The following is a 20032-nucleotide window of genomic DNA, read 5'->3' on the forward strand; positions in this document are numbered from 1 at the left end:
AAGGTCCGCCGGCAGCAGGTGGGCCGGCCGTGTCGTCACGCTGAGGATGCCGTGGATCAGACCAAGCAGCTCGACCTCGAGGATGAGCGGACAGCACAGAAGCGCTACACCGAGAAGCTCCAAGAGCGGGCGCGTCGACCCGTGACGTACCACGCCCCTGCGAACACGATCTTTACGCAGGACGCCCGGCCCAAGCTCGCTACCGTCCCGGAAGGCCAACTCGTTGGCCGGGTCGCGCTCGTCGAGGCTGATCCGGACTTGGGGGGCCGGTCAGACTTCTATATCGGCGAGCGCCACATCAACCTCGATGGCATCGAGGTGTTCAGCTGGGCGGCACCCGTGGCATGCACGTACTTTCGTGGCACGCATCACCACGAATGGTGTGACAAGGTAGCCGTCATTCGATCGTTTGCCCACAGCAATGGCCGGATCGCTGACCTCGCCGACGATGTCCTCCGCAGCGATGTCCCCGGCGAGCCATTCAAGAAGCGAGGCCTGGTTATTCCTGCCCGCGAGGGCGGCGCGCGTCGACCGACACCACGCGGCCTCCCGTCCGCCACTCCACCAGAAGCCGCGTCACCGCAGCCGCCGACGAATGTGACGCAGCGACGGGAATCGACACCCTGGATCGAACCGGAGATTCGCGCCGAAGCGCTACTCCGTTCGCGACTCCTGGCACCACGCACCAAGGGCCTGGCCCCGGTGCTCTCGACCCTCCAGCCAGACCAGTACAGCCTCGTGACGGTCCCGGCGATGGAGAGCATGATCATCGAAGGCCAGCCAGGCACAGGAAAGACCATCGTCGCAGCGCACCGGGCCGCTTGGATGGTCAACGACGAGATGATGGCCGAGACGCCGGAGAACGGCCTCGACGGCAACGTTCTCGTGGTCGGGCCAACGGACGGCCACGCGGCGCACGTACGTGGCGTCGTGAGCAGCCTCACCGGTGGTTCCCCGCGCGTCTTCGTCACATCCATGCCGTCGCTCATGCGGCGGATCGTCCACCTTCGCGAAGAACCAAAGGAAGGGGCGTCCCACAGCTGGATGGACGTCGACTTCGACCTCGGGCGCCATGCACGTCTCGCCCTCGCCCGCTTCCGCAAACAGCGCGGTGTCGCGCCGTCGCTCCGGGAGGCTTACGACTTCCTCCGGACCAATGGAACGCCGTCGCACCGCATCACCGACGATCCTCAGTGGGACCTCTACCTCCGGAAGCTTCCTCCATACGAGGAGGCCAGAAAGTGGACCGCGCACCTCCCTCTGCTGGCCTTCCTCCGATGGGAGATTGCCGTCCCGGTCGAGCTACACGACATCGAGCACATCATCGTGGACGAAGCGCAGGACGTGAGCCCGCTCGAGTGGTTTCTCCTCACCTCGATCAATCAGGCCCACGCCTGGACAGTCCTGGGCGACCTGAACCAGCGCCGCTCCGATTACACGCTCTCGTCCTGGAAGCAGGTGTGTGACATCTTGCTCGCGTATGACGAGCCCAAGGTTCACCGCCTCGAGCGCGGATATCGCTCGACCCGTCCGATCCTCGAGTTCGCGAATCGCCTGCTTCCCCGTGGGGAGCGGGCATTGCTCGCGTTCCAGGACGCGGGCCCTGAGCCCCTCGTCACACGTGCCCGCGAGGCCGAGCTCGACGACACGATACGGAACGAGCTTCGCCGCCTCCTCGACGCATACCCGGATGGAACCGTGGCCGCCATCGACACCGATCCTGGTCGAATCCGGAGTATCTTGCGCGCCGACGATTGGCACACGACACACAATGCGCAAGACCGCTGGCAGAAGCAGGGGCGTGAGTTGGTGGTCGTCCCACCGGCCGCCGCTCGCGGACTTGAATTCGACGCCGTCGTTGTCGTTGAACCGGCGGCCTTCCCTAGGAACTTCGGCAGACAGGGGCCGCTGTACACATCCCTGACGCGCCCGAATCGTGAGCTCGCGATCGTGCACAGCCAGCCGCTTCCCGAGGAACTGAGGCCACGTCGCCGTTGATGCCGGCGTGGCGGTCTTGGGGAGTCGCTCGGGCACGTCCTTTCAAGGTTGCGTCCGCCACCGGCCCCTGAAGTCCGCGCTTCCCCGCCTCGGCGGGGCTGGCCATGGCCGCGGCCCGCACATCCTTGCCGGGGGCCGAGCACCCCGCGGAGGGTTGGTCGACTCTCGAGGCTCAGTGGATTCCCACAAGCCGCGGGGCACTCGACCTCGGGTTGGCGCGCTCGAATGAATGCGTGCTGATCAAAGCTGGCAAGCTACGGCCATGCCGTTCGAGACCGTCTCGTTCACCCCGACCGTCACGTCGCCGTCGTCGGCCGTCCGAGGGGTCGTCGACGCGATCACGCTCGAGCACAAGGCCATGTCGGCGACAGTCGGGGCGGACGGAGGCGTGCAGGTCGCGGCGGTCTATGACGTGCTCCGGCCGGTCATGGATCGACTCGAGTTCGCCACCTCGACGCAGTCGACGTTCACCCCGAGCGCTCTGCGTGGTCTCGCGCCTGAGCGCCACGTGGCGCTGAGCGTCCACGGCGGCCGTGCGCACACCAACAACGAAGTGCTGCTGTCCGTCCTCGCCGCGGCGGCCCATCCGGGCGTCGACTGGCTGGTGTCCGTAGTCCCGGAGCGCTACAAGAACGGCCCGACCCTCACTAGGGTCCACGACCAGCTCCGCGAGCTGCGGGATGCGTCCGGGATCGACCTCGATCTCGTCGGCGTGACGCTCGTCGGGTTCAGCACGACGACGAGGACATAACGACGCGGATCGGCGTCGAGACACTGTCGGGTGCACTGCGTGGCGGGCGATAGGCTCGCGCCGTTCCCCAGCACCACCGAGTTCCAGGAGCCGCACGATGAGCGATGAGATCGAGCTGATCAGCGACGGTGACGGGCTTGCGGTTATCGGCGACCGCGCGGCCGTGGAACGGTTCCTCGGCTCTGCGGGCGTCCCGTCGCGAGACCTCGGCCTTGCACATGTCAAATCGGCCCTCAGCGCGTCGGCCGGGGTCGCTCAGGCTGGTTCAGAAGTCGCCGCGAACGCGAGTCAGTGGGTGAAGCTGACGAAGGAGTCGGCGCGCGCCATGAAGCTTGACGACATGATGAAGGGCGCCACGCCGGGCAGCGTGCGGGCGATCGTCATGAAGAACGGCAAGACGTCGAAGATCCTCGAGATCGTGAAGTCCTCGCCGGGCCAGCTCTTGAGCAACCCCGCAGTCCTGGCCGGCGCAGCCGGCATCATGGCCCAGCTCGCGATGCAGCAGTCCATGGACGAGATCGCCGACTACCTCGCCGTGATCGACAAGAAGGTCGACGACATCCTCCGCGCCCAGAGGGATGCCGTCCTCGCCAACATGATCGGCGTTGACCTCGTGCTCGGGGAAGCGATGACGGTCCGCGAGCACACCGGCCGCGTCTCCGAGGTCACGTGGTCGAAGGTGCAAGCGAACGCGGCAACGCTTGCCAGCACCCAGGCGTACGCGCTGCGCCAGCTCGACGCGCTCGCCGGCAAGCTGGAGAACGAGTCCAAGCTCGGCGGCGTGGCCGAGCTGTCCAAGCAGGCCGAGGCCACTGTCCAGGAGTGGCTCGCGGTCGTCGCCCACTGCTTCAAGCTGCAGGACGCGACCGCAGTCCTCGAGCTCGACCGCGTCCTCGACGCTTCGCCCGACGAGCTCGACAAGCACCGCATCGGCCTCCGCGCAGCCCGTGAGCAGCGGCTGGACCTCATCGCCCGGAACACCGCCCAGCTCCTCGACCGGATCGCCGCCGCCTCCGGGATCGCCAACGCGCAGGTGCTTCTCCACCCGTCCGTCGCACCCGGCGTCGTGCGGGCGAACAACAAGGTGGCTGGCCAGATCGTCGACTTCCGCGGAAGCCTCGGGCTCGAGGACGGCCAGCGCGCTCTCGAGGCGAGGCGCTGGCTCGAGGCGGCCGGCGACACGAAGGACAAGGTGCTAGGAACGAGCGCCGACGGCGTCGAGGCGGCCAAGCGGCTCGGCACCGGAGCCCTGAGCCGGGCCCGTCGGATGACCGGGAAGGTAGCAGGCGGCATCGCGGACCGAGCGATGCGAGGGCTCGACGAGCCCAAGTAGATCAGCGCCGACCCGGAGCCAGACGACGAAGGGACTTGACCCTCGACGTCGTTCACGAGGTGCTCGAGGACACATTCCGCGAAACAGACATTGTCTGACGGACCGTGACGCGCACCGTTCTTTGCCTTGATCGATAGCTTCGTGACGGCGAAACTGTTTGTCATGTCGCTGCTCACTACCCACGGCGCAGCAAGGCGCCTCGAGGTTTCCACGCGCCAGATTCAGCATCTGGTCGCGCAGGGCAAGCTCGCCTCGCCGGCACGCGGCGTCATCGACACCGACTCAGTGGACCGATTCCTCGCGACCCACGGAACCGAGCGCCAGCGGGTCTGGTCCGAGGCCACCGCATGGGGCGCCGTGGCCATCCTGTCGGGCAGGCCTGCGTCGTGGTTGGGCGAGTCGCAACGATCACGACTCAAGGGGCGGCTCCGCGGCCTCGCCGCGACCGAGATGGTTCCCCGTGCACGCGATCGTGCTGACGTCATGCGCTACGCCGGGCACTCGGCTGCCCTCGCGCGACTACGGGACGCGATCGTCGACACGAGCCGCGCAGCCGACAGGCTCGGTCTCGCCGGAACGAACAACGTCGACGGATACGTCAGCACCGAGCAACGCGCTCAGCTCGTCACCAAGTTCGCCCTCACCCCGGACATCACGGGCCGGATCACTCTTCGCTGCACGACCTTCCCGATCACCACCGTGCGGGACCTCGCGGACACGGGCGTCGCGCTAGCCGCTCTCGACCTGGCCGAGTCGCTCGACGTTCGCGAGCGCCGTGCCGGACTGGACGGTCTCACGGCCGCGCTGGAGCGGCTCCGTGCCTGACCGCGAGACGATCGCCGTTCCGACGCCATCGGGTGGCTGGGGTCCACCCTGGCCGAACGTCGCCGAGATCGAGACGGTTCTCCCCCACACGAGCTGGACGCTCGTCGGCGGCTTGATGACCCAGCTCCACGCGGCCCGTCGAGGACTCGACGCGATCAGGCCGACGAACGACGTCGACATGGTGCTCCACATCGAGACCACAAGAGGTCTTCCGGCCGCTGCCTCGCGTGCGCTCGAGAGCCTCGGCTACACGATGCGGCTGCCGATGGACCCTCGCGAGAGGACGGCTCACCGTTTCGTCCGGGGCGACGCCCGCGTCGACCTCGTCACCACGGCACTGGACGACATCGTCGACGTCCTCGTCGGGGACCACGCGGCGCCTCGCGTGGCCGAGAAGCTGCACGGCCGAGACATCGTCGCGATCCCAGGCGGCACCCAAGCGCTACGGCGCACGGTGAACGCGCGCCTTTCCATCGCACCTGAGGTGCCGACCATCGTCAGCGTCCCCGATGCGTTCGGGGCACTCATGCTCAAAGCCGCCGCCTACACGACCGACTCACGAGACCGGGAGCGACATCTTCAGGACGCCGCGGTGCTGCTGTGTTGCCTCGAGGACCCGTTCGACGTGCGCGAGCACTTCGCTGGTTCCGATCGACGACGGATCGCGACCTTGGTTCGCCGCCTGCCCGACGACGCGCGCTGGTGGAACGCCTTCACGCCCGGAGAACGCCAAGAAGGTCAGGCAGCATTGCGGATCCTCGACGGGTGATTCAGCGAAACTGCAGGCTAGGGGGTTGCGGGCTCCGCCCCCACCTGCTGAGCTCCTCCCGTGGAGTCCGCCCTCGAAGCCGCCCTGCGCCGCCGCATCATCGACTGGGTCATGGAGCGTGCCGATGCCAACGGCGGCTTTCTGCATCGTGAGGAACTTCTGAGCTTCCGCATCGACGGTCAGAAGCTGCCGGTCATCGACTACTCACGCGGGATCCGGAACCCCGCGTCGTTCGACTCGACGCTTTCGATCGTGTCGACGCCGCACGGACCGTACGACGACGCCGAGTCCGACGACGGCCTCCTGCACTACTCCTACCGGGACGGCGACCCGTGGTCGGGTGACAACCGCAAGCTCCGCAACGCGCTCGCGACCGGGATGCCGCTCATCCTGTTCCGCAAGGAGGTCGCCAACATCTACACGCCGGTCGCGCCCGTCTACGTCGTCGACGACTACCCGGAGGAACGCCAGTTCCTCATCGCCTTGGACGAGTCGTTCACCTTCATCCCTGACCCGGGGCACCTCACCGTGCCGCAGAAGGAGTACGCGCTGCGGCTCAGCAAGCAGCGCCTGCACCAGCCGATCTTCCGCACGCGCGTCCTGCTCGCCTACGCGAAGCAGTGCGCGGTGTGCCGGCTCAAGCACCCCTCTCTGCTCGACGCCGCGCACATCCTGCCGGACGCTGACGAGCGCGGGATCCCCGCCGTCACGAACGGCCTGGCACTGTGCAAGATCCACCACGCCGCCTACGACCAGGACATGATGGGCATCCGTCCTGACTACCGCGTCGAGATCGCGCTCGACCTCCTCGAGGAGATCGACGGCCCAATGCTCAAGCACGGTCTGCAGGAGATGCACGGACGGACCATCGACGTCCCGCGCCGGCGCGACGAGCGCCCCGACCCCGACCACCTCGCTGAGCGCTACGGGCAGTTCACGGCGCGGCGTACGTAGGCCGAGTCGGGCGCGGTTCGCACCCAGCGGTCCCGGGTGGTGTGCGTCGACCCGAGTCTTCGGTCACTCCGTCAGCGGACCTTGAACGTCTTCGTCTTGCTGACGTCCCGGTACGCGCTGTACGCGTCCTGCCCGACGTAGATCTGGAACGTGACCTTGCTGTGGTGGTTCGGGCCGACGTAGCCCAGCGACCGGAGCTTGCGCGTGTCGGACGCGTGCTTGCCCACCATGACGCACGTCTTGATGCTGGTCCCGTCGGTCCAGTCGTTGACGTTCATCCCCACGAACTTCGACGCCTTGACCTTCGAACCGCTGTACAGAGCGAACGCCATCGTTCCGTACCAGTCGGACCGGACCTTCACCTTCACGCAGTCGAGCGCGGACTTCACCTTCGCCTTGTGCTCCCCGTCCCGCGAGTGGATCGTGCGCGTCTTGTAGACGCCGTAGGTCACGGAGTAGCTCTTGACCGGGCTCGGGAGATTGTGGGAATTCGCGTCGGCGGCACCGGCCGGTCCGACGAGCGCGACACCGAGGAACGAGAGACCGGCGAGAGCAGCGACGAGCTTCTTGACGTGCATGAACATCCCCTTGTTCGACATGTGGAACCGGAGAGAACCTACCCGCCGAGCACACGTCCAGGGCGGCAGCGCGGCAGTTTTCATCCCTGCCGTCACGCGGAGCGGAGGGCTGAGCGCTCCGCTGCTCGGAGCTCCCGCACCCTCGTTACCCTGATCCCGTGACTTCGCCGAACGACGACGAGACCCTCCGCCGGTTCAACGAGGCGATCGCGGGCATGGGCGTGGACGACCTGCGCGCGCTCACGGGCGCCCTCTTCGACCGAGGCCGCGCCGCCCTCGTCCCACCGTCCGCCCGCCCGGCGAACCGTCGTCGTCCGCGCCGCCACGACGTCGTGACGTTGCGCGTCCGCGTCGACCTCAACGACGCGGATCCGGCGATCTGGCGCCGGCTGGACCTGCGCTCGGACCTGACACTCGACGTCGTGCACCAAGTTCTGCAGGACGCGTTCGCCTGGACGGACTCGCACCTGCACCGCTTCGCACTCGGCTCGGACGTCTGGGACCGTGACGCGGACGTCTTCCTGTGCCCCTACGACGTCGAGGACCCGGACGGCGAGGACGTCGGCACGCCGGAGCAGGACGTCCGGCTCGACGAGACGCTCGCCGAGCCCGGCGACGTCCTGCACTACCTGTACGACTACGGCGACAACTGGGACGTGACTGTCCGCCTGGAGGAGGTACTCCCCGCCGACGCAACCACGCCGCCGGCGGTGTGCATCGCGGGCAGGCGCGCGGCCCCGCCCGACGACTCGGGCTCGGTCCGCGACGCGGAGTCCCTGGCCGAGCTGCTGGACGACCCGGCCCACTTCGACCCCGACGAGCTCAACACCCAGCTCGCCCGCCCGTACTACGCGCTGCGCGACCGCGGCTTCGCGCCCCGTCTGCTCGAGCTCGTGAACATGCTCGGCTACGTCGAGCCCGGCGTCGAGCTCGCCGACCGCCTCGTCCCGCTCGGATCGGAGCCCGCCCGGCCGTCGTCGGACGAGCTGGCCGCGGCGCTGCGTCCCCACCTGTGGTTCCTTGACCGGCCAGGAGACGGCGGCATCCCCCTCACGGCGGCGGGCTACCTCAAGCCGGCCGACGTCGAGGCAGTCGCCGCACTCATACCGACCATGGCCGGCTGGATCGGCAAGGCGAACCGTGAGGACCTGACCGTCCCGGTCCGGAGCTTCCGGGAGTCCCTCGTCAAACCGCTCGGTCTGCTGCGCAAGTACCGCGGCCGCCTGCTCCTGACCCGTGCCGGCGCGGCGTGCCGCGACCTTCCCGACGTGTTGTTCGACCACCTCGCGGCACGCCTCGCACCCTCGAACGAGCGAACGTTCGCGGGCGACGCCGACGTCCTCGTCCTCGCGCACGCTGCCGTGTCCACGGGCGCCGATCTGCCGCTGCGGAGCATCGCGAGCCTCCTCACCGAGGTCGGCTACCAGTACTCGGACGGCGACCCCATCACCGAGTACGCGGTCCCCGTGCACGACGGCGCAGCGAGCGTCCTCCTGGACGTCTCCGACACCCCAGCGGTCTACCCGCACCGGTACCGGGTCAGCCCGGTCGCGGCGGCACTCGGGCGGGCTGCTCTCACGGCCTGACGCGGCACGGCGCGAGCGTCGACCACAGGGCGTGGAGCCGTCCACAGGCTCCGGTCGCGCACCCGACGACGCAGGTCCGGCCCACCACACTGGCTCCCATCGATCATCCGATCCGAGGAGGAGCAGTGCGAGGACCCCTGGTGGACCAGACGTCCGAGGAGGCGCGCGCCGAGGCGCTCGCGCTCCTGGAAGCGCTGAACGACAAGCAGCTCGAGGCCCACTGGAACTTCGGCCCGACGACGGGCGCGGTGCTCCGCGCGGTCGCGGCCAACCCCGACCGGGTGCGCTGCGCGACGGGCTACGTCAGCCCGGACGACGAGTTCCCGGCGACGTCGACGGTGTACGTGCGCCCGCCGCGGCCGTTCCGCATCTCGGTCGGGCCCAGCCAGTTCTACGGGCCGTTCCCGGGCGACGACGACTACGACGAGGACGAGAAGTACGTCCACCCCGACTGGTGCGAGTGCTCGGACTTGCTGCGATACACCCGCGAAGAGCTCGGTCTCGACCAGAAGTACGCGCCGGACGAGATCCTGCCCGACGGACCCCGGTGGCTCCCGCCTGACTCCGACCTCGGCGAGCCGGACCAGTGGCTCCGGCTCTGGTGGGACTGACGCCCGTGGGCAAGGCCCGTTCCGGTTCCAGCGTGCCCGACGTCCTCGAAGCGATCCGCGCCCAGGCGCGGACCATCATGGACGCGCACGGCCTGACTGACTGGACGTTCGTCTTCGACCGGGCTGTCAGGCGCGCCGGCGTCACGCGCTTCGACCGCAAGGTCATCAGCCTCTCCGCGCCGCTCATGCGCACGTACACGGAAGCGGGCGCGCACGACCAGGTCCGCGAGACGATCCTGCACGAGGTCGCGCACGCGCTCGCCGGACCCCGGCACAACCACGACGCGACGTGGCGGGCGATCGCGCGGAGGATCGGTTCGACAGGCCTGAGGACCGTCGCCCCGGACGCACCCACGATCGAGACCGACTGGGTCGGCACCTGCCCCGCCGGGCACACCATGACCCGGCACCGGCGGCCCAGCGGCATCGGGTCCTGCAGCCGGTGCTCCCCACGCTTCGACGACCGGTACCTGCTGACCTGGACCTACCGCGGCACGCAGCTCGCCGACGTCGGCACCCGCGTCCGCGTGACCGCGCCCGGGCGCTGGACCGGCGCCGTCGGGACCGTGCACCGCGTCGCGCAGACCCGATATCACGTCGTCGTCTCCGGGGCGGGCCGTCTGCTGACGGTGCCCTTCGAGCACGCCGAGCCCGTATGACGGTGGCCAGCGGACCGCCCCGGCGCGACATCGCGGCAGACACCAGCCTTCACTACGCCCTGGCCATATTGAAGGTTAGAGACGTAACCTTCAATATGGATGGGAGGTGTTGAAGGATGAACCCAGCAGAACCTCGGTCGTGGCCGCCGCTCAGCTATGAGGAGCTGGAATGGACGGTCAGCGACGATCTCCGGGCGCACGTCGACGTGTTTCAGGCGCGCCGGATGCAGCAGCCGTACCGCGCGGCGATCACGCCGTCGATCGCCGACACGGACCCCGTCTCCGCGCTCACCCGCGAGACCATGGCACTGGTCCATTCCACGTCCGCGTCGCTGACACGCTTCGACCAGGACATGGCAAACCTTCCTGTCGCGATGCCGGCGATCCTGCTGCGCTCCGAGTCAGCCTCCAGCTCGCAGATCGAGAAGCTGTCCTCGAGCGCGCGCAACATCGCGGCCGCGCAGCTCGGCCTGTCGGACAAGCGGAACGCCATGGAGATCGCTGCCAACACGGACGCCATGTGGCAGGCGGTCGCGATCGAGGACGGCCTGGACGTCGACACGATCTGCTCGATCCACCACACCCTGATGGCCCGCACCGAGCCCGACATCGCGGGCCGGCTACGACAGCAGCAGGTGTGGATCGGGGGCGGTGCCAGTCTCAGCCCGCACGGGGCTGACTACGTGGCACCGGCATGGCAGAGGGTCCGCGGCGCGCTGGAAGACATGGCAGCGTTCGCCGCACGTGGGGACGTCCCCGGGATCGTCCAGGCCTCCGTCGTCCACGCCCAGTTCGAGTCCATCCACCCCTTCGAGGACGGCAACGGGCGTACCGGACGCGCGATCATCCACCCGCTGCTGCGCGCCTCGGGCCTCGCTACCCGCACGACCGTGCCCGTCTCCGCCGGTCTGCTCGGCGACGTGCCCAGCTACTTTGCCGCCCTCGAGTCCTACCGCAGCGGTGACCTGAACCCGATCGTCGCCCGAGTGTGCGCCGGGGCCCAGAGTGCGATCGTAGGTGGACGCGCACTTGCCGCCGAGGTCCAGGAGATCCGCGAGTCCTGGATCACGTCGATCCATGCACGCTCGGACTCCAGCGCCTGGCGCCTCGCCGACCAGCTCTTCCGCCAGCCCGTCGTCAACGCTGCCTACGTCGCATCGCATCTGGACGTGTCCGATCGCGCGTCGCGCAATGCGATCGAGACCCTCGTCACGGCAGGAGTCCTCACCCCGGTCACCCTCGCCCGTCGCAACCAGGCATGGCAGGCCCCCAAGATCCTGGCCGCGATGGACCGCTTCGCCGAGATGTCGACGCGCCGCCGCTGACCGACAGACGAACACGTCGTGAGTGGGAGAGGTCCCTCCTTGGCCGGGCCGCCGCTACGCTGGCGCATCGATCACGGCAACACCGGACCGTCGGACGACACGCCCGGCCCGCGGTCACCGTTCGGCGGCGCTCCCGCTGCGCCCAGAGATGACGTGGGCCGCCAGCTCGTCCGCCACGGCCTCCTCCTCCACGACAGCGCCGGCCTCGGCCATCGCCTCGGCGAGTGCCGGGTCCCACGGCGAGGGCGCGGGCGGACCGGTCAGCGGGCGGGACGGGCCCCCGGCGTCGACGGCGGCGCGGTAGTCGGCGGCGGTGAACCGCCACGGCTCCCACGGCACCCGGGCCGCGAGCGCCTGCGCGATCCGAAGGCCGGGCCAGTCGAAGTCCCCGTGGTAGCGCACCCGGGCCCCGCACGAGGTGAGGGCCCGGAGAAGCTCGACGACGGCGGTGCTCGGCTGCCCCCACCCGCACACGAGGACCGGGCCGGGCCCGGGTGACGGTTCGGCCCCGTGCGACGAGGACGCCCACCGCGCCGCCGCCACCTCGACGACGGTGGGGTTCTCGCACACGTGCACGACGGCTTGGGGCGCCAACGCCGCCACCCCACCGGACCGCACCTGGTCGAGGGTGAGGACGACGGGGACGCGGGCTAGGCGCATCGCCTCGAGCGCGCTCGACGTCGCAGCGGACGGGTCGAGCCGCACCGCGACCGGTTCGGCCACGGGGAGGCCGCCAGGGTCGGGCCCTGCCCCCGGAACCCCGAGGCACAGCACGGTCGAGGCGACGTTCGACAGGACGACGCCCGCCGCGGCCCAGGTCTCGCGCGTCGACGGCGATCCGTCCCCCACCGGGTCCTCCACCGTCGAGGCGTCGGCGGGGCCGGGGGCGAGGAAGGCGGCCGCGACCACCGCGACGGCGAGCCGGCCGAGCGGTCGGTCGGCATCCAGTCCGTGCGCGTCGCCGAGCACACGCCGGGCGAGCACGGCGAGCGGCTCGCCCGACGTGGGGAGCACGCGGAGCACGGCGGTCACGTCGCGCACCATCTCGCGCGCCACCATGGGCGGGGCCGGTGCGTCACGGTGGGGACCGGCGCCGGCGCCGGCGCGCTGCCGACGCGTCGCCTCGGCGCGGGCTGCGCGCTTGAGGTTCCCCGCTGCGCACCACGCGTCCCACCACTCGGAGAGGTCGGGCCACCGGGCTGTCGCCGACGCCAGCTCGGCCTGCGCCGCCGCCCACGCGTCCGACTCCGCGGCCCGCTGGGCCCGCCGGTCGACGACGGGCCCGGTCAACGTCACGACGGCGTCGGCCAACCCGGCGGGCCACGGACCGCGCCGCAGGATCTGCTCGACGTCGGCCAGGTCGACGCTCAGCCCGGCACCCGGACGACGGGGGCGCCCAACGAGCAAGGTCACCGCGTCGCGCTCCTCGGGGGTGGGCCGGGCGAGCCGCACTGTCCCGCTGAGCGAGGCCACGCCCGAGGACGCCGCGATCCGGGCGCGCACCCGATCGACGAGCCACCGCGTGTGCGGCCCGCCGAGGAGCCGGGTGAGCGCAGCCGGGTCGCCGACGTGGGCCGTGGCCGTCACGAGAACAGCGCCACCTCGTCGTCAGGGTCCGACGTCGCCGGAGCCGCGCCCGCGACGGCCGAAGCACCGGGCTCGGTCTCGCGGCTGCGGCGGGTGCCGTCCCAGCGCCACCGGGTGACGCCGACGGCGTCGACGCCCTCGATCCGGGACAGCTGCGCGATCGCCAGACCGGGCACCTGCGGGTAGCACCCCCACTCGCGTTCGCTGGTCATCACGACGTCCAGGTCGAAGGTCGCGAGCAGACCGAGAGACTTGGCCCGCGAATCGTCGTCGACGCCGGCGAACGCCTCGTCGAGCAGGATCAGGCGCGGCGCGTGGGGCGCGGCCGAGTTGTAGTGTGACGACGCGGCGGCGAACAGCGGGACCGACATCGCGAGCACACGCTCCCCGCCCGACGCCGGCCCCGAGGCGGACCGCCACTGCCCGTTCTGCCGGCGCTCGACGACGAACGTGTGCCACTGCCGGTAGTCGAGCGCCTGCTCGAGGTGCTCCTGCCAGCTCGCCGTCGGCTCGGCCTCCCGCACCTCGGCGATCCGGGACTGCAGGAAGTCGCCGATCGCGGTGCGGTCCTGGGCGGTCCACGTGGCGTCGGACCGGGTCATCAGGTCGCGTGCGGCACCGAGGCCGGCGGGACCGTCCGACCGCTCGCGCCAGATGACACGGAGCTGCATCCCGGTGGACGTCTTGCGGTCGGCGAGCTCGCGGTTCATCCGGTCGATCTGGCTCTGCGCGCCGGCGAGGAGCTCGTGCAGGTGCCCGGCGACCTCGTTCACGAGGTGGTTCTCGAGGATCTCGCGCTCGCGGGCGGTCAGCAGCCGTTCGCGCTCCGCGACGTCTGCCTCGAGGCGCGCGGCGAGGCGGTCCACGTCCACCTCTTCGGCCAGGTAGCGGACCCGGGCGACCAGGACGTCGCCGTGCTGCTCGACGTACGCGGTGTGCCCGTGCCTGCTCATCTGCGCGGCCAGCTCGGTGGACGCGCTCGACACGTGCTGCTGGGCTCGGCTCCACGCGTCGTCCCCGTCATCCGTGCCGTCGAGCTCCTGCTCGGCGGCCCGGGCCAGCCCGACCGCCGCGGTGACGTTCCACCCGTCGGGATCGTCCACACCGGGGGTGGTGAGCTCGGGCAGCGAGACCCGGAGCAGGCCCGTCCCGACGAACGCGCGCAGGCGCTCGACGGCGCCGTCGCGCGCAGCGGACGTCTCCGCGCGCCGGACGTCCAGGTCGTTGCGGCGCTGCGTGGCCGTTCCGTGCTCACCCGAGACGCGACGCTGCTCCTTGGCGACGTGCTTGAGCTCGTCGGCGAGCGCCTTCTGCTCGAGCTCGATCGCTCTCAGCCGGGCCTGCAGCTCGGAGACGGTGGCACCGACGGTGGCGTGCAGCGCGTCGGCGGTGGCGCGGAGCGTGCTCGCCTCGGTGCGCGCGGACCGGAGCGCCTGGTCGCGTTCGGTGGCGTTCGACTCCGCCTCGACCGCACGGGCGGCTGCCAGCTCGTGCTCGCGCGCGGCCGCCGTCGACGCGCGGGCCGCGCCTCGTGCCTCCACGAGCGCGGTCGCGTACGCGGCGAGCCCCGCGAGCACCGACTCCAGCGCGTCGAGGGCGGGCTCCAGGCCCAGCTCGGTCGCCGTCTCGTCGCGCTGCCGCGCGGCGGCCTCCGCCTCACCGCGGGCCCACTCCCAGGCGTTGCGGGCATCGATGACGGTGTCCTGCGCGCGCTCGAGCTCGCGTGCCGCTGCGGCGGCGTCCGCGTGCGCGGCGACGAGCTCCCGCTCGCTCGCCGCGGGATAAGCGGCCCGTTCGGCCTCGATCAGCGCGCGGCGCTCCTCGGACTGCTCGACGGCGGCCCGCGCCCGGGCGACGGCTTCCTCGTACTCGTCCGCCCGATGCCGCAGCTCGGCGATCCTGGCCTGCCGGTGGGCTGCACGGGCACCGGCGCCGAGGTGCTCGGCGCTGTCCTTGGTCCACGCCCCGCGGGCGGGTCCGCTGCCCCAGGTGCCGTCGCGGTCCACCCAGAGCGCCGCACCCGATCCCGCACCGAGGCCGATCCTGCGCAGCACCGCGGTCACGAGGTCCCGGCCGACGGGCTCGTCCGGGCCGGGGTCGGCCGTCAGGACGTCGGCCAGGGTGGCGCCGCCCTCGGCGCCGACCATGCCCAGGACGACGTCGCTCACGGCGTCGACCCGCCCGTCGGGGAAGAGCCAGGCGTCCAGGAGGCCGGCCGACTGGAGGGCCGCCTCGATCCCCGCCCGGTGCTCCGGGGAGACGTCCGCACGGAAGTCGGCGAGCCGCCACAGAGGTGCACCCTCCGCCCCGGCTCGGGCGGACGGGTCGCGCCCCGGTGCGGGCGCGGGTTCGGGGTCCTGCCCGGCCTCCAGCCCGGCGATCTCCGCCCGCACGGCGTCCAGCTCCGTTCCGAGCCGTTCCACGTCGTGCTCGGCGGCCGCACGCTCTCGTGCCACGACGGCGACGGCGCGAGCCGCCGCCTCGTCGACCGCTGCACGCACCGGCGGTTCGCCGTGCAGGGCACGAGCCCAGTCCTCCGCCGACTCCGTGAGCGTGTCGGGGCCGCCGTCCGGCTCCAGCGACGTCAGTCCCGTCAGGTAGGCGCGTACGTCGTCCCGGTACCGTCCGACGGCGCCGTCGACGCGTGCGACCGCCGCCGCCTCGTCCTCGGCTCGGCCGGCCGCGGCGGCGTCGGCGGCGTCGAGCGCGGCCCGCTTGCGGTCAGCGTCGGCGTGCGCGTCGACGGCGGCGCGGGCCAGGCCCTGGACGTGCCGCACCTGGTCACGGCGCCGCTCGATCGCGCGACGGGCCGTGGCCTCGTCGTCCGCGAGGGTCGCGTGCTCCGGCTCGAGCCCCACAGGTCCCGACAGCCGGGCCGCGTCGCTGCGCAGCCGCACGGTGTCCTGCTGCGCAGCGTCGCGGCGCTGTCGCGCCTCGGCCTCGCCCCGAGCCTCCCGGTCGGCGCGGGCGCGTGCCTGTTCCGCCTCCGTCGAAGCAGCCTGCGCCCGGCCCTCCGCGTCGACGGCGCCACGTTCCGCCTGGTCCAGCCGCTCGGCGTCGCGCATCTCCGGGCTCTCGCGCAGCGCACGGTCCTCACCCGTCAGGACACCCTGGCGTTCCTCGGCGGTAGCCTCCTCGGCCTCCAGACGCGCAGCCTCGGCCCCGACCCGTTCGAGCTCCGCCTCGACCTCGCGCTGCTCACGGCCCACCCGCTCGTACTCGCTGTTCGTCTGTCGCACCGCCCCCGCGCTCCGCCGCGCCGCGACGGCCGCGTAGGCGCGGTAGTGCCGCAGGAACGCGTCGGTCGCGCCGAGGGTCGCGCGCATGCCCTCGATGCCGAGCCGCTCCTCCTCGAGGCTGCGGAACGACTCCGCGACGTCGGACACGACGGCCTGGTCGACCGGCGGCAGCGCCTCCGTGAGCGCGGCCGACAGCGCCTTCTCGTCGGGGCGCTTGGACAGCTGGGGCTGGCGGAGCTGGACCAGGAGGTCGACGAGCGCGCCGTACCGTTCCTCCCCGAGGCCGAACAACGTCTCGTCGACGGCGCGCCGGTACGCCTCCCGGGTCTTGTGCACGTGGCCCGTCCCAGCCGGCTCGATCGCGTCCCGCAGCCGGTCCTGGCTCAGGACCGTCCGCGACTCGTCCATCAGCCGAAGCTCTCCGACCCGCTGCGACGTCGTGAAGTACCAGGTCTTGACGATGCCCCGCCCGGCCGCGGCCTTGAGCCCGATGCCGAGCGTGCAGAAGTGCTCGGTCCCGTCGGGGTCGACCCGTCCGAACTCGATCCACGAGTAGCCCGTCCGCTCGGGGTTCGGGTGTGCGCCGCCGAGCAGCAGGTTCCACTCCATGCGCTTCTTCGGGTCCGCATCCGGCTCCACGCGTCGCGGGTGCGCGGATCCGTCGAGCAGGAACGGCAGCGTCAGCGCGAGCACCTTCGACTTGCCGGTGCCGTTGTTCCCGCGCATCAGCAGGCGCCCGTCGTGGAACCAGAACTGTTCGTCGTCGTAGTAGAAGAGGTCGACCAGTCCGAGGCGTAGCGGCTGCCAGCGCGTGGTGACGGGCCGGGGCAGCGTCGCGTGGTGTGCGTCGGCCTCGGTCGTGCTCATCGGTTCTTCCTCTCGCGGATGGTGGGGGGTGCGACGGCGAATCGCCCCAGGGCGGGCAGAGGGACGATCAGCGGCTCGCCACCGGTCGTCGCGTCGGGCGACGTCACCCGGGCCAGGCCGAGCGCGACGAGCCGGTCGACCGCCTCGTGCACCAGCGCCCCCTCGGCGCCGGGCTCCTGCGCCGTCCGGCGCCAGTACGTGCCGTGCTCGGTCGCCAGCCGGCGCACGAGCCGGCGCAGGGTCGGGACGTCCGCGGGCCCCGTCCTCGCGAGGTGCTCGGCGAGGAGCAGCGTGACATGGCCGTCGGTGCCCGACTCGGGCATGCGCACGTCGGTGAGCTGGTCGTCCGGGTCGACCAGGGCGACGCCCTCGGCCCGCAGCTCGGGGACGAGGCCCGTCGCATCGGCGAGCCGCGCCGTCAGGCCGACACGCTGGTGGGTCAGGTAGGTCCGCTCGGCCTCGTCGAGCTCGTCGTAGTACACGACGGGGTCGAGCAGGAGCCGGCGCGAGACGGCGTGGCGCAGCTGCCGGTTCTCCTCGCCCTCGGTGTAGGCGGGCGGCGGTGCGTGCAGGGCCGCCTCGACCGCCCCGATCGCCGCGCCCGGGCCGAGCGCCCCCGCCACGCGGGCCGGCGAGTGCGCCGTCGCGAGCATCGTCGACAGCACCCGCCGGTCGACGTCGTACAACGCGTCGCCGCCCGACGAGACGTACGACTCCTCGTCGCCCGCCACGCGCACCAGCACGCCGTACCCGACGAGCAGCCGGATCGCCGCCACCAGGTCGGCGCGCTCCTCCCGGCCCGTCAGGGTGAACTCCACGCTCTCCAGCCCGGGCTGCCGGGCGGCGAGCACAACGTCGTCGGCGAGCCGGCCGAGCGCGACCTGAGGGTCGGCACCTTCGAGCGTCGCGAGGACCAGGCACAGCAGGACATACCGCCGCCGTGTGAACGGCGGGTCGCCCTTGCGGGCCCGCGCTGGGTGACGCTCCGCGACCGCCGTCGCCGTCGGGCCCTGCGGGACGCCCGAGGCCTGGAGCCGGACCGTCTGCGAGTCGACGGTGAGCCGCCAACCGGTCTCGCGGTCCAGCCAGGCGCGCAACGCGTCGGCGTGGCGCCGGGCCAAGCGGAACAGCTCGCCGTCGATCTGCGCCTGCAGGACCGGACGGACCAGCAGGGCGCGCAACGCACGACGGCGCCCCTCGGCGTCGCGCTCCTCGACCGCCCCGGAGACCCGGGACGCCAGGTCGGGGCGGGTCATGCGCTCACGTCCACGAGCTCGCCCGCCCGCTCCCCGAGGACCGCCGGCGCACCCGGCGCGTCGGTGGCCGACGCGATGTCGACCAGGTGATCCGGCCCCGACAGCTCGCCGTCGGGCGTCCGGATCACCGCGACCCTCGCACCGGGGATCCGGGTCAGCGTGACCGTCAGCTCGCCGTCGGACGTGTGGACCTGCGATCTGGTGCCCTGCGGGCCCATCGCGGCCAGCGCGTCGCCGAGCAGGCCGAGGAACAACCGGAAGGCGTGCGGGTCGAGCAGCCCGAACTCGGACAGCGGCCGCGGGCCGTCCGTCAGGATGCGGCGGCGCGCCGCAGCCGTCTGCTCGTTCTCCGCGCGGGCACGAGCGGCGAGCAGCGCCTTGGACGCCGCTCTGTCGACGACGCTGTTCGGCTTGCCTCGGCGCTCGTACGAGCCGGTCCGGCGGAGCTGGGGGCTGATCTCGACGCTCGGTGCCTCGGACCACGCCGTCCCGTTGCCCAGCTCCGCGGCCTCCCAGGCGTCGAGCGTCGGTGCCGTGACCGTGAGATGACGCACAGGCGCCAGTGCGAACGCCGAACGCCACAGCCGGTGCCGGGCGCCGTCGTCGGGCAGGTCGGCGAACCAGCGCGCGAGCGCCAGGAAGTCCTGAGTGCGGTCGGTGCGCCCACCGGCTCGGTCGTGCAACGCCCGGACGACCGCGAGCAGCGCCGGGACCGCGGACCGCGCGCGGCTACGCAGCAGCTTCGCCTCGCTCTCGCGGCCGGTTGAGCTGACGAACCAGGCGGACAGCCCCGCCCACTGCCTCAGCCAGGCGTCCCGTGCGGCCTCGGACGCCGTCGCCCGCTCGTCGGGCGTGGCGTCGCGCGCCTCGCGCTCGCCCGCCACGGTGGCGAGGAACCGCACGTCGTCCGCCGAGATCTCGCCGAGCAGAGCGGCGATGCGCGCCCCGCGCGTGACCAGGTCCTCGATGAACCGCTCGAGGTACTGGATGAGCTGTTCCTTGTACGCGAGGAAGGCCTCGACGTCGGCGTCGTTCAGATCGATGGTCCGCTGGATCGAGCCCATGAACGCGACCGCGTTGTCGGCGAGCTCGGTGAAGCGCTCCCGCAGGCTCCGCAGCGCCTGGTGGACCGGCGCCCCGTCGACCCTGCCGCCCGGCGCCGACGCGTGGGTCCGCGCCGCGTCGCGCAGGCTCGTCAGCAGGACCACGATGTCCTCGAGCGCGACCGCCTGAAGGGCCCCGCGGGTACCGAACGAGGCGTCGTACTGGGCGAGCGCCCGCTCGGCGACCTCACCCTGCCGCGACAGCTGGTAGAGCATCCGACGGCGGTGGAAGTCCTCGAGCGTCGTGACACGGCTCGAGTCGGGGAACGCCAGCAGGTTGCCCCAACTGTCCTGCGCGAGCCGGTCGAGCGCCTCCGCGACAGCGCTCTCCTCGACGGGCGCACCGCCGTCGAGCCTGAGCGCCTCCAGCACCTGCTCCGGCCGCACGTGCACCGCGAACCGCTCCTTGGCTGTCACGAGCACCCGCATCACACGCCGGTAGAGCCGCGCGTTGGGCGCGCTCAGGTACGCGAACGGGCCGTAGTCCGTGGGCTCGGTGGTGGGCTCCTCCGTCACGGGACAAGCCTGACATGGGCCGGTGACACCCCCCCCCCAAGGGCGACCAGCGGGCGCGCGCAGCGCTGCGACCCG

General features: G+C 71.6%; 15 protein-coding genes. 10 read left to right on the forward strand and 5 right to left on the reverse strand.

Translation table 11 applies throughout. The features are described 5' to 3' along the window. Nucleotides 1–51: 51 nt before the first annotated feature. The 6 genes from KDY119_RS10070 (at nt 52) to KDY119_RS10095 (ending at nt 6630) form a co-directional block, all read left to right on the forward strand. Nucleotides 52–1998 (forward strand): helicase domain-containing protein, encoded by a 1947-nt coding sequence (locus KDY119_RS10070; RefSeq protein ID WP_036949939.1) that lies wholly within the window; start codon nt 52–54, stop codon nt 1996–1998. Nucleotides 1999–2260: 262 nt separating this feature from the next. Beyond that, nucleotides 2261–2749 carry a hypothetical protein gene (locus KDY119_RS10075; protein WP_036949936.1) on the forward strand — a complete coding sequence of 163 codons (489 nt, stop codon included), beginning with the start codon at nt 2261–2263 and terminating at the stop codon, nt 2747–2749. Between the two features lie 325 nt (nt 2750–3074). Continuing rightward, nucleotides 3075–4082: a hypothetical protein gene (locus KDY119_RS10080; RefSeq protein ID WP_227994288.1), complete on the forward strand. Its 1008-nt coding sequence runs from the start codon at nt 3075–3077 to the stop codon at nt 4080–4082. A gap of 126 nt (nt 4083–4208) precedes the next feature. Beyond that, the gene (locus KDY119_RS10085; protein WP_153022269.1) at nt 4209–4907 is read left to right on the forward strand and encodes a hypothetical protein; all 699 of its coding nucleotides are present in this window, start codon (nt 4209–4211) and stop codon (nt 4905–4907) included. After that, on the forward strand, nt 4858–5676 hold the full coding sequence (locus KDY119_RS10090; RefSeq protein ID WP_227994289.1) for a hypothetical protein: 819 nt from the start codon (nt 4858–4860) through the stop codon (nt 5674–5676). The genes KDY119_RS10085 and KDY119_RS10090 overlap by 50 nt, the downstream gene beginning before the upstream one ends. Nucleotides 5677–5736: 60 nt before the next feature. Then, complete coding sequence (locus KDY119_RS10095; RefSeq protein WP_036949927.1) at nt 5737–6630, forward strand: HNH endonuclease; 894 nt, start codon at nt 5737–5739, stop codon at nt 6628–6630. Between the two features lie 71 nt (nt 6631–6701). Here KDY119_RS10095 and KDY119_RS10100 read toward each other — a convergent pair whose 3' ends face one another. After that, nucleotides 6702–7208, reverse strand: a complete 507-nt coding sequence (locus tag KDY119_RS10100; protein WP_227994290.1) for a hypothetical protein — start codon at nt 7206–7208, stop codon at nt 6702–6704. Between the two features lie 158 nt (nt 7209–7366). Here KDY119_RS10100 and KDY119_RS10105 point away from each other — a divergent pair, with 158 nt between their 5' ends. From KDY119_RS10105 to KDY119_RS10120, 4 genes are all read left to right on the forward strand, one after another. After that, the gene (locus tag KDY119_RS10105; protein WP_227994291.1) at nt 7367–8794 is read left to right on the forward strand and encodes a plasmid pRiA4b ORF-3 family protein; all 1428 of its coding nucleotides are present in this window, start codon (nt 7367–7369) and stop codon (nt 8792–8794) included. Nucleotides 8795–8934: 140 nt separating this feature from the next. Continuing rightward, nucleotides 8935–9405 carry a hypothetical protein gene (locus tag KDY119_RS10110; protein ID WP_036949922.1) on the forward strand — a complete coding sequence of 157 codons (471 nt, stop codon included), beginning with the start codon at nt 8935–8937 and terminating at the stop codon, nt 9403–9405. 32 nt (nt 9406–9437) lie between these two features. Next, nucleotides 9438–10064, forward strand: a complete 627-nt coding sequence (locus KDY119_RS10115) for a SprT-like domain-containing protein (RefSeq protein WP_227994292.1) — start codon at nt 9438–9440, stop codon at nt 10062–10064. 116 nt (nt 10065–10180) lie between these two features. Then, on the forward strand, nt 10181–11389 hold the full coding sequence (locus tag KDY119_RS10120; RefSeq protein ID WP_036949919.1) for a Fic family protein: 1209 nt from the start codon (nt 10181–10183) through the stop codon (nt 11387–11389). 114 nt (nt 11390–11503) lie between these two features. Here KDY119_RS10120 and KDY119_RS10125 read toward each other — a convergent pair whose 3' ends face one another. From KDY119_RS10125 to KDY119_RS10140, 4 genes are read right to left on the reverse strand one after another with little or no spacing between them, the layout of a single operon-like run. Next, nucleotides 11504–12976 (reverse strand): TIGR02679 family protein, encoded by a 1473-nt coding sequence (locus tag KDY119_RS10125; RefSeq protein ID WP_153022270.1) that lies wholly within the window; start codon nt 12974–12976, stop codon nt 11504–11506. Further along, nucleotides 12973–17082, reverse strand: a complete 4110-nt coding sequence (locus tag KDY119_RS10130; RefSeq protein ID WP_153022271.1) for a TIGR02680 family protein — start codon at nt 17080–17082, stop codon at nt 12973–12975. The genes KDY119_RS10125 and KDY119_RS10130 overlap by 4 nt, the downstream gene beginning before the upstream one ends. After that, complete coding sequence (locus KDY119_RS10135; RefSeq protein ID WP_036949910.1) at nt 17079–18338, reverse strand: TIGR02678 family protein; 1260 nt, start codon at nt 18336–18338, stop codon at nt 17079–17081. The genes KDY119_RS10130 and KDY119_RS10135 overlap by 4 nt, the downstream gene beginning before the upstream one ends. Continuing rightward, nucleotides 18335–19957 carry a TIGR02677 family protein gene (locus KDY119_RS10140; protein WP_153022272.1) on the reverse strand — a complete coding sequence of 541 codons (1623 nt, stop codon included), beginning with the start codon at nt 19955–19957 and terminating at the stop codon, nt 18335–18337. The genes KDY119_RS10135 and KDY119_RS10140 overlap by 4 nt, the downstream gene beginning before the upstream one ends. Nucleotides 19958–20032 lie beyond the last annotated feature (75 nt).

The sequence above is a fragment of the Luteimicrobium xylanilyticum genome, from assembly GCF_009429125.1.
Lineage (GTDB): Bacteria > Actinomycetota > Actinomycetes > Actinomycetales > Cellulomonadaceae > Luteimicrobium > Luteimicrobium xylanilyticum.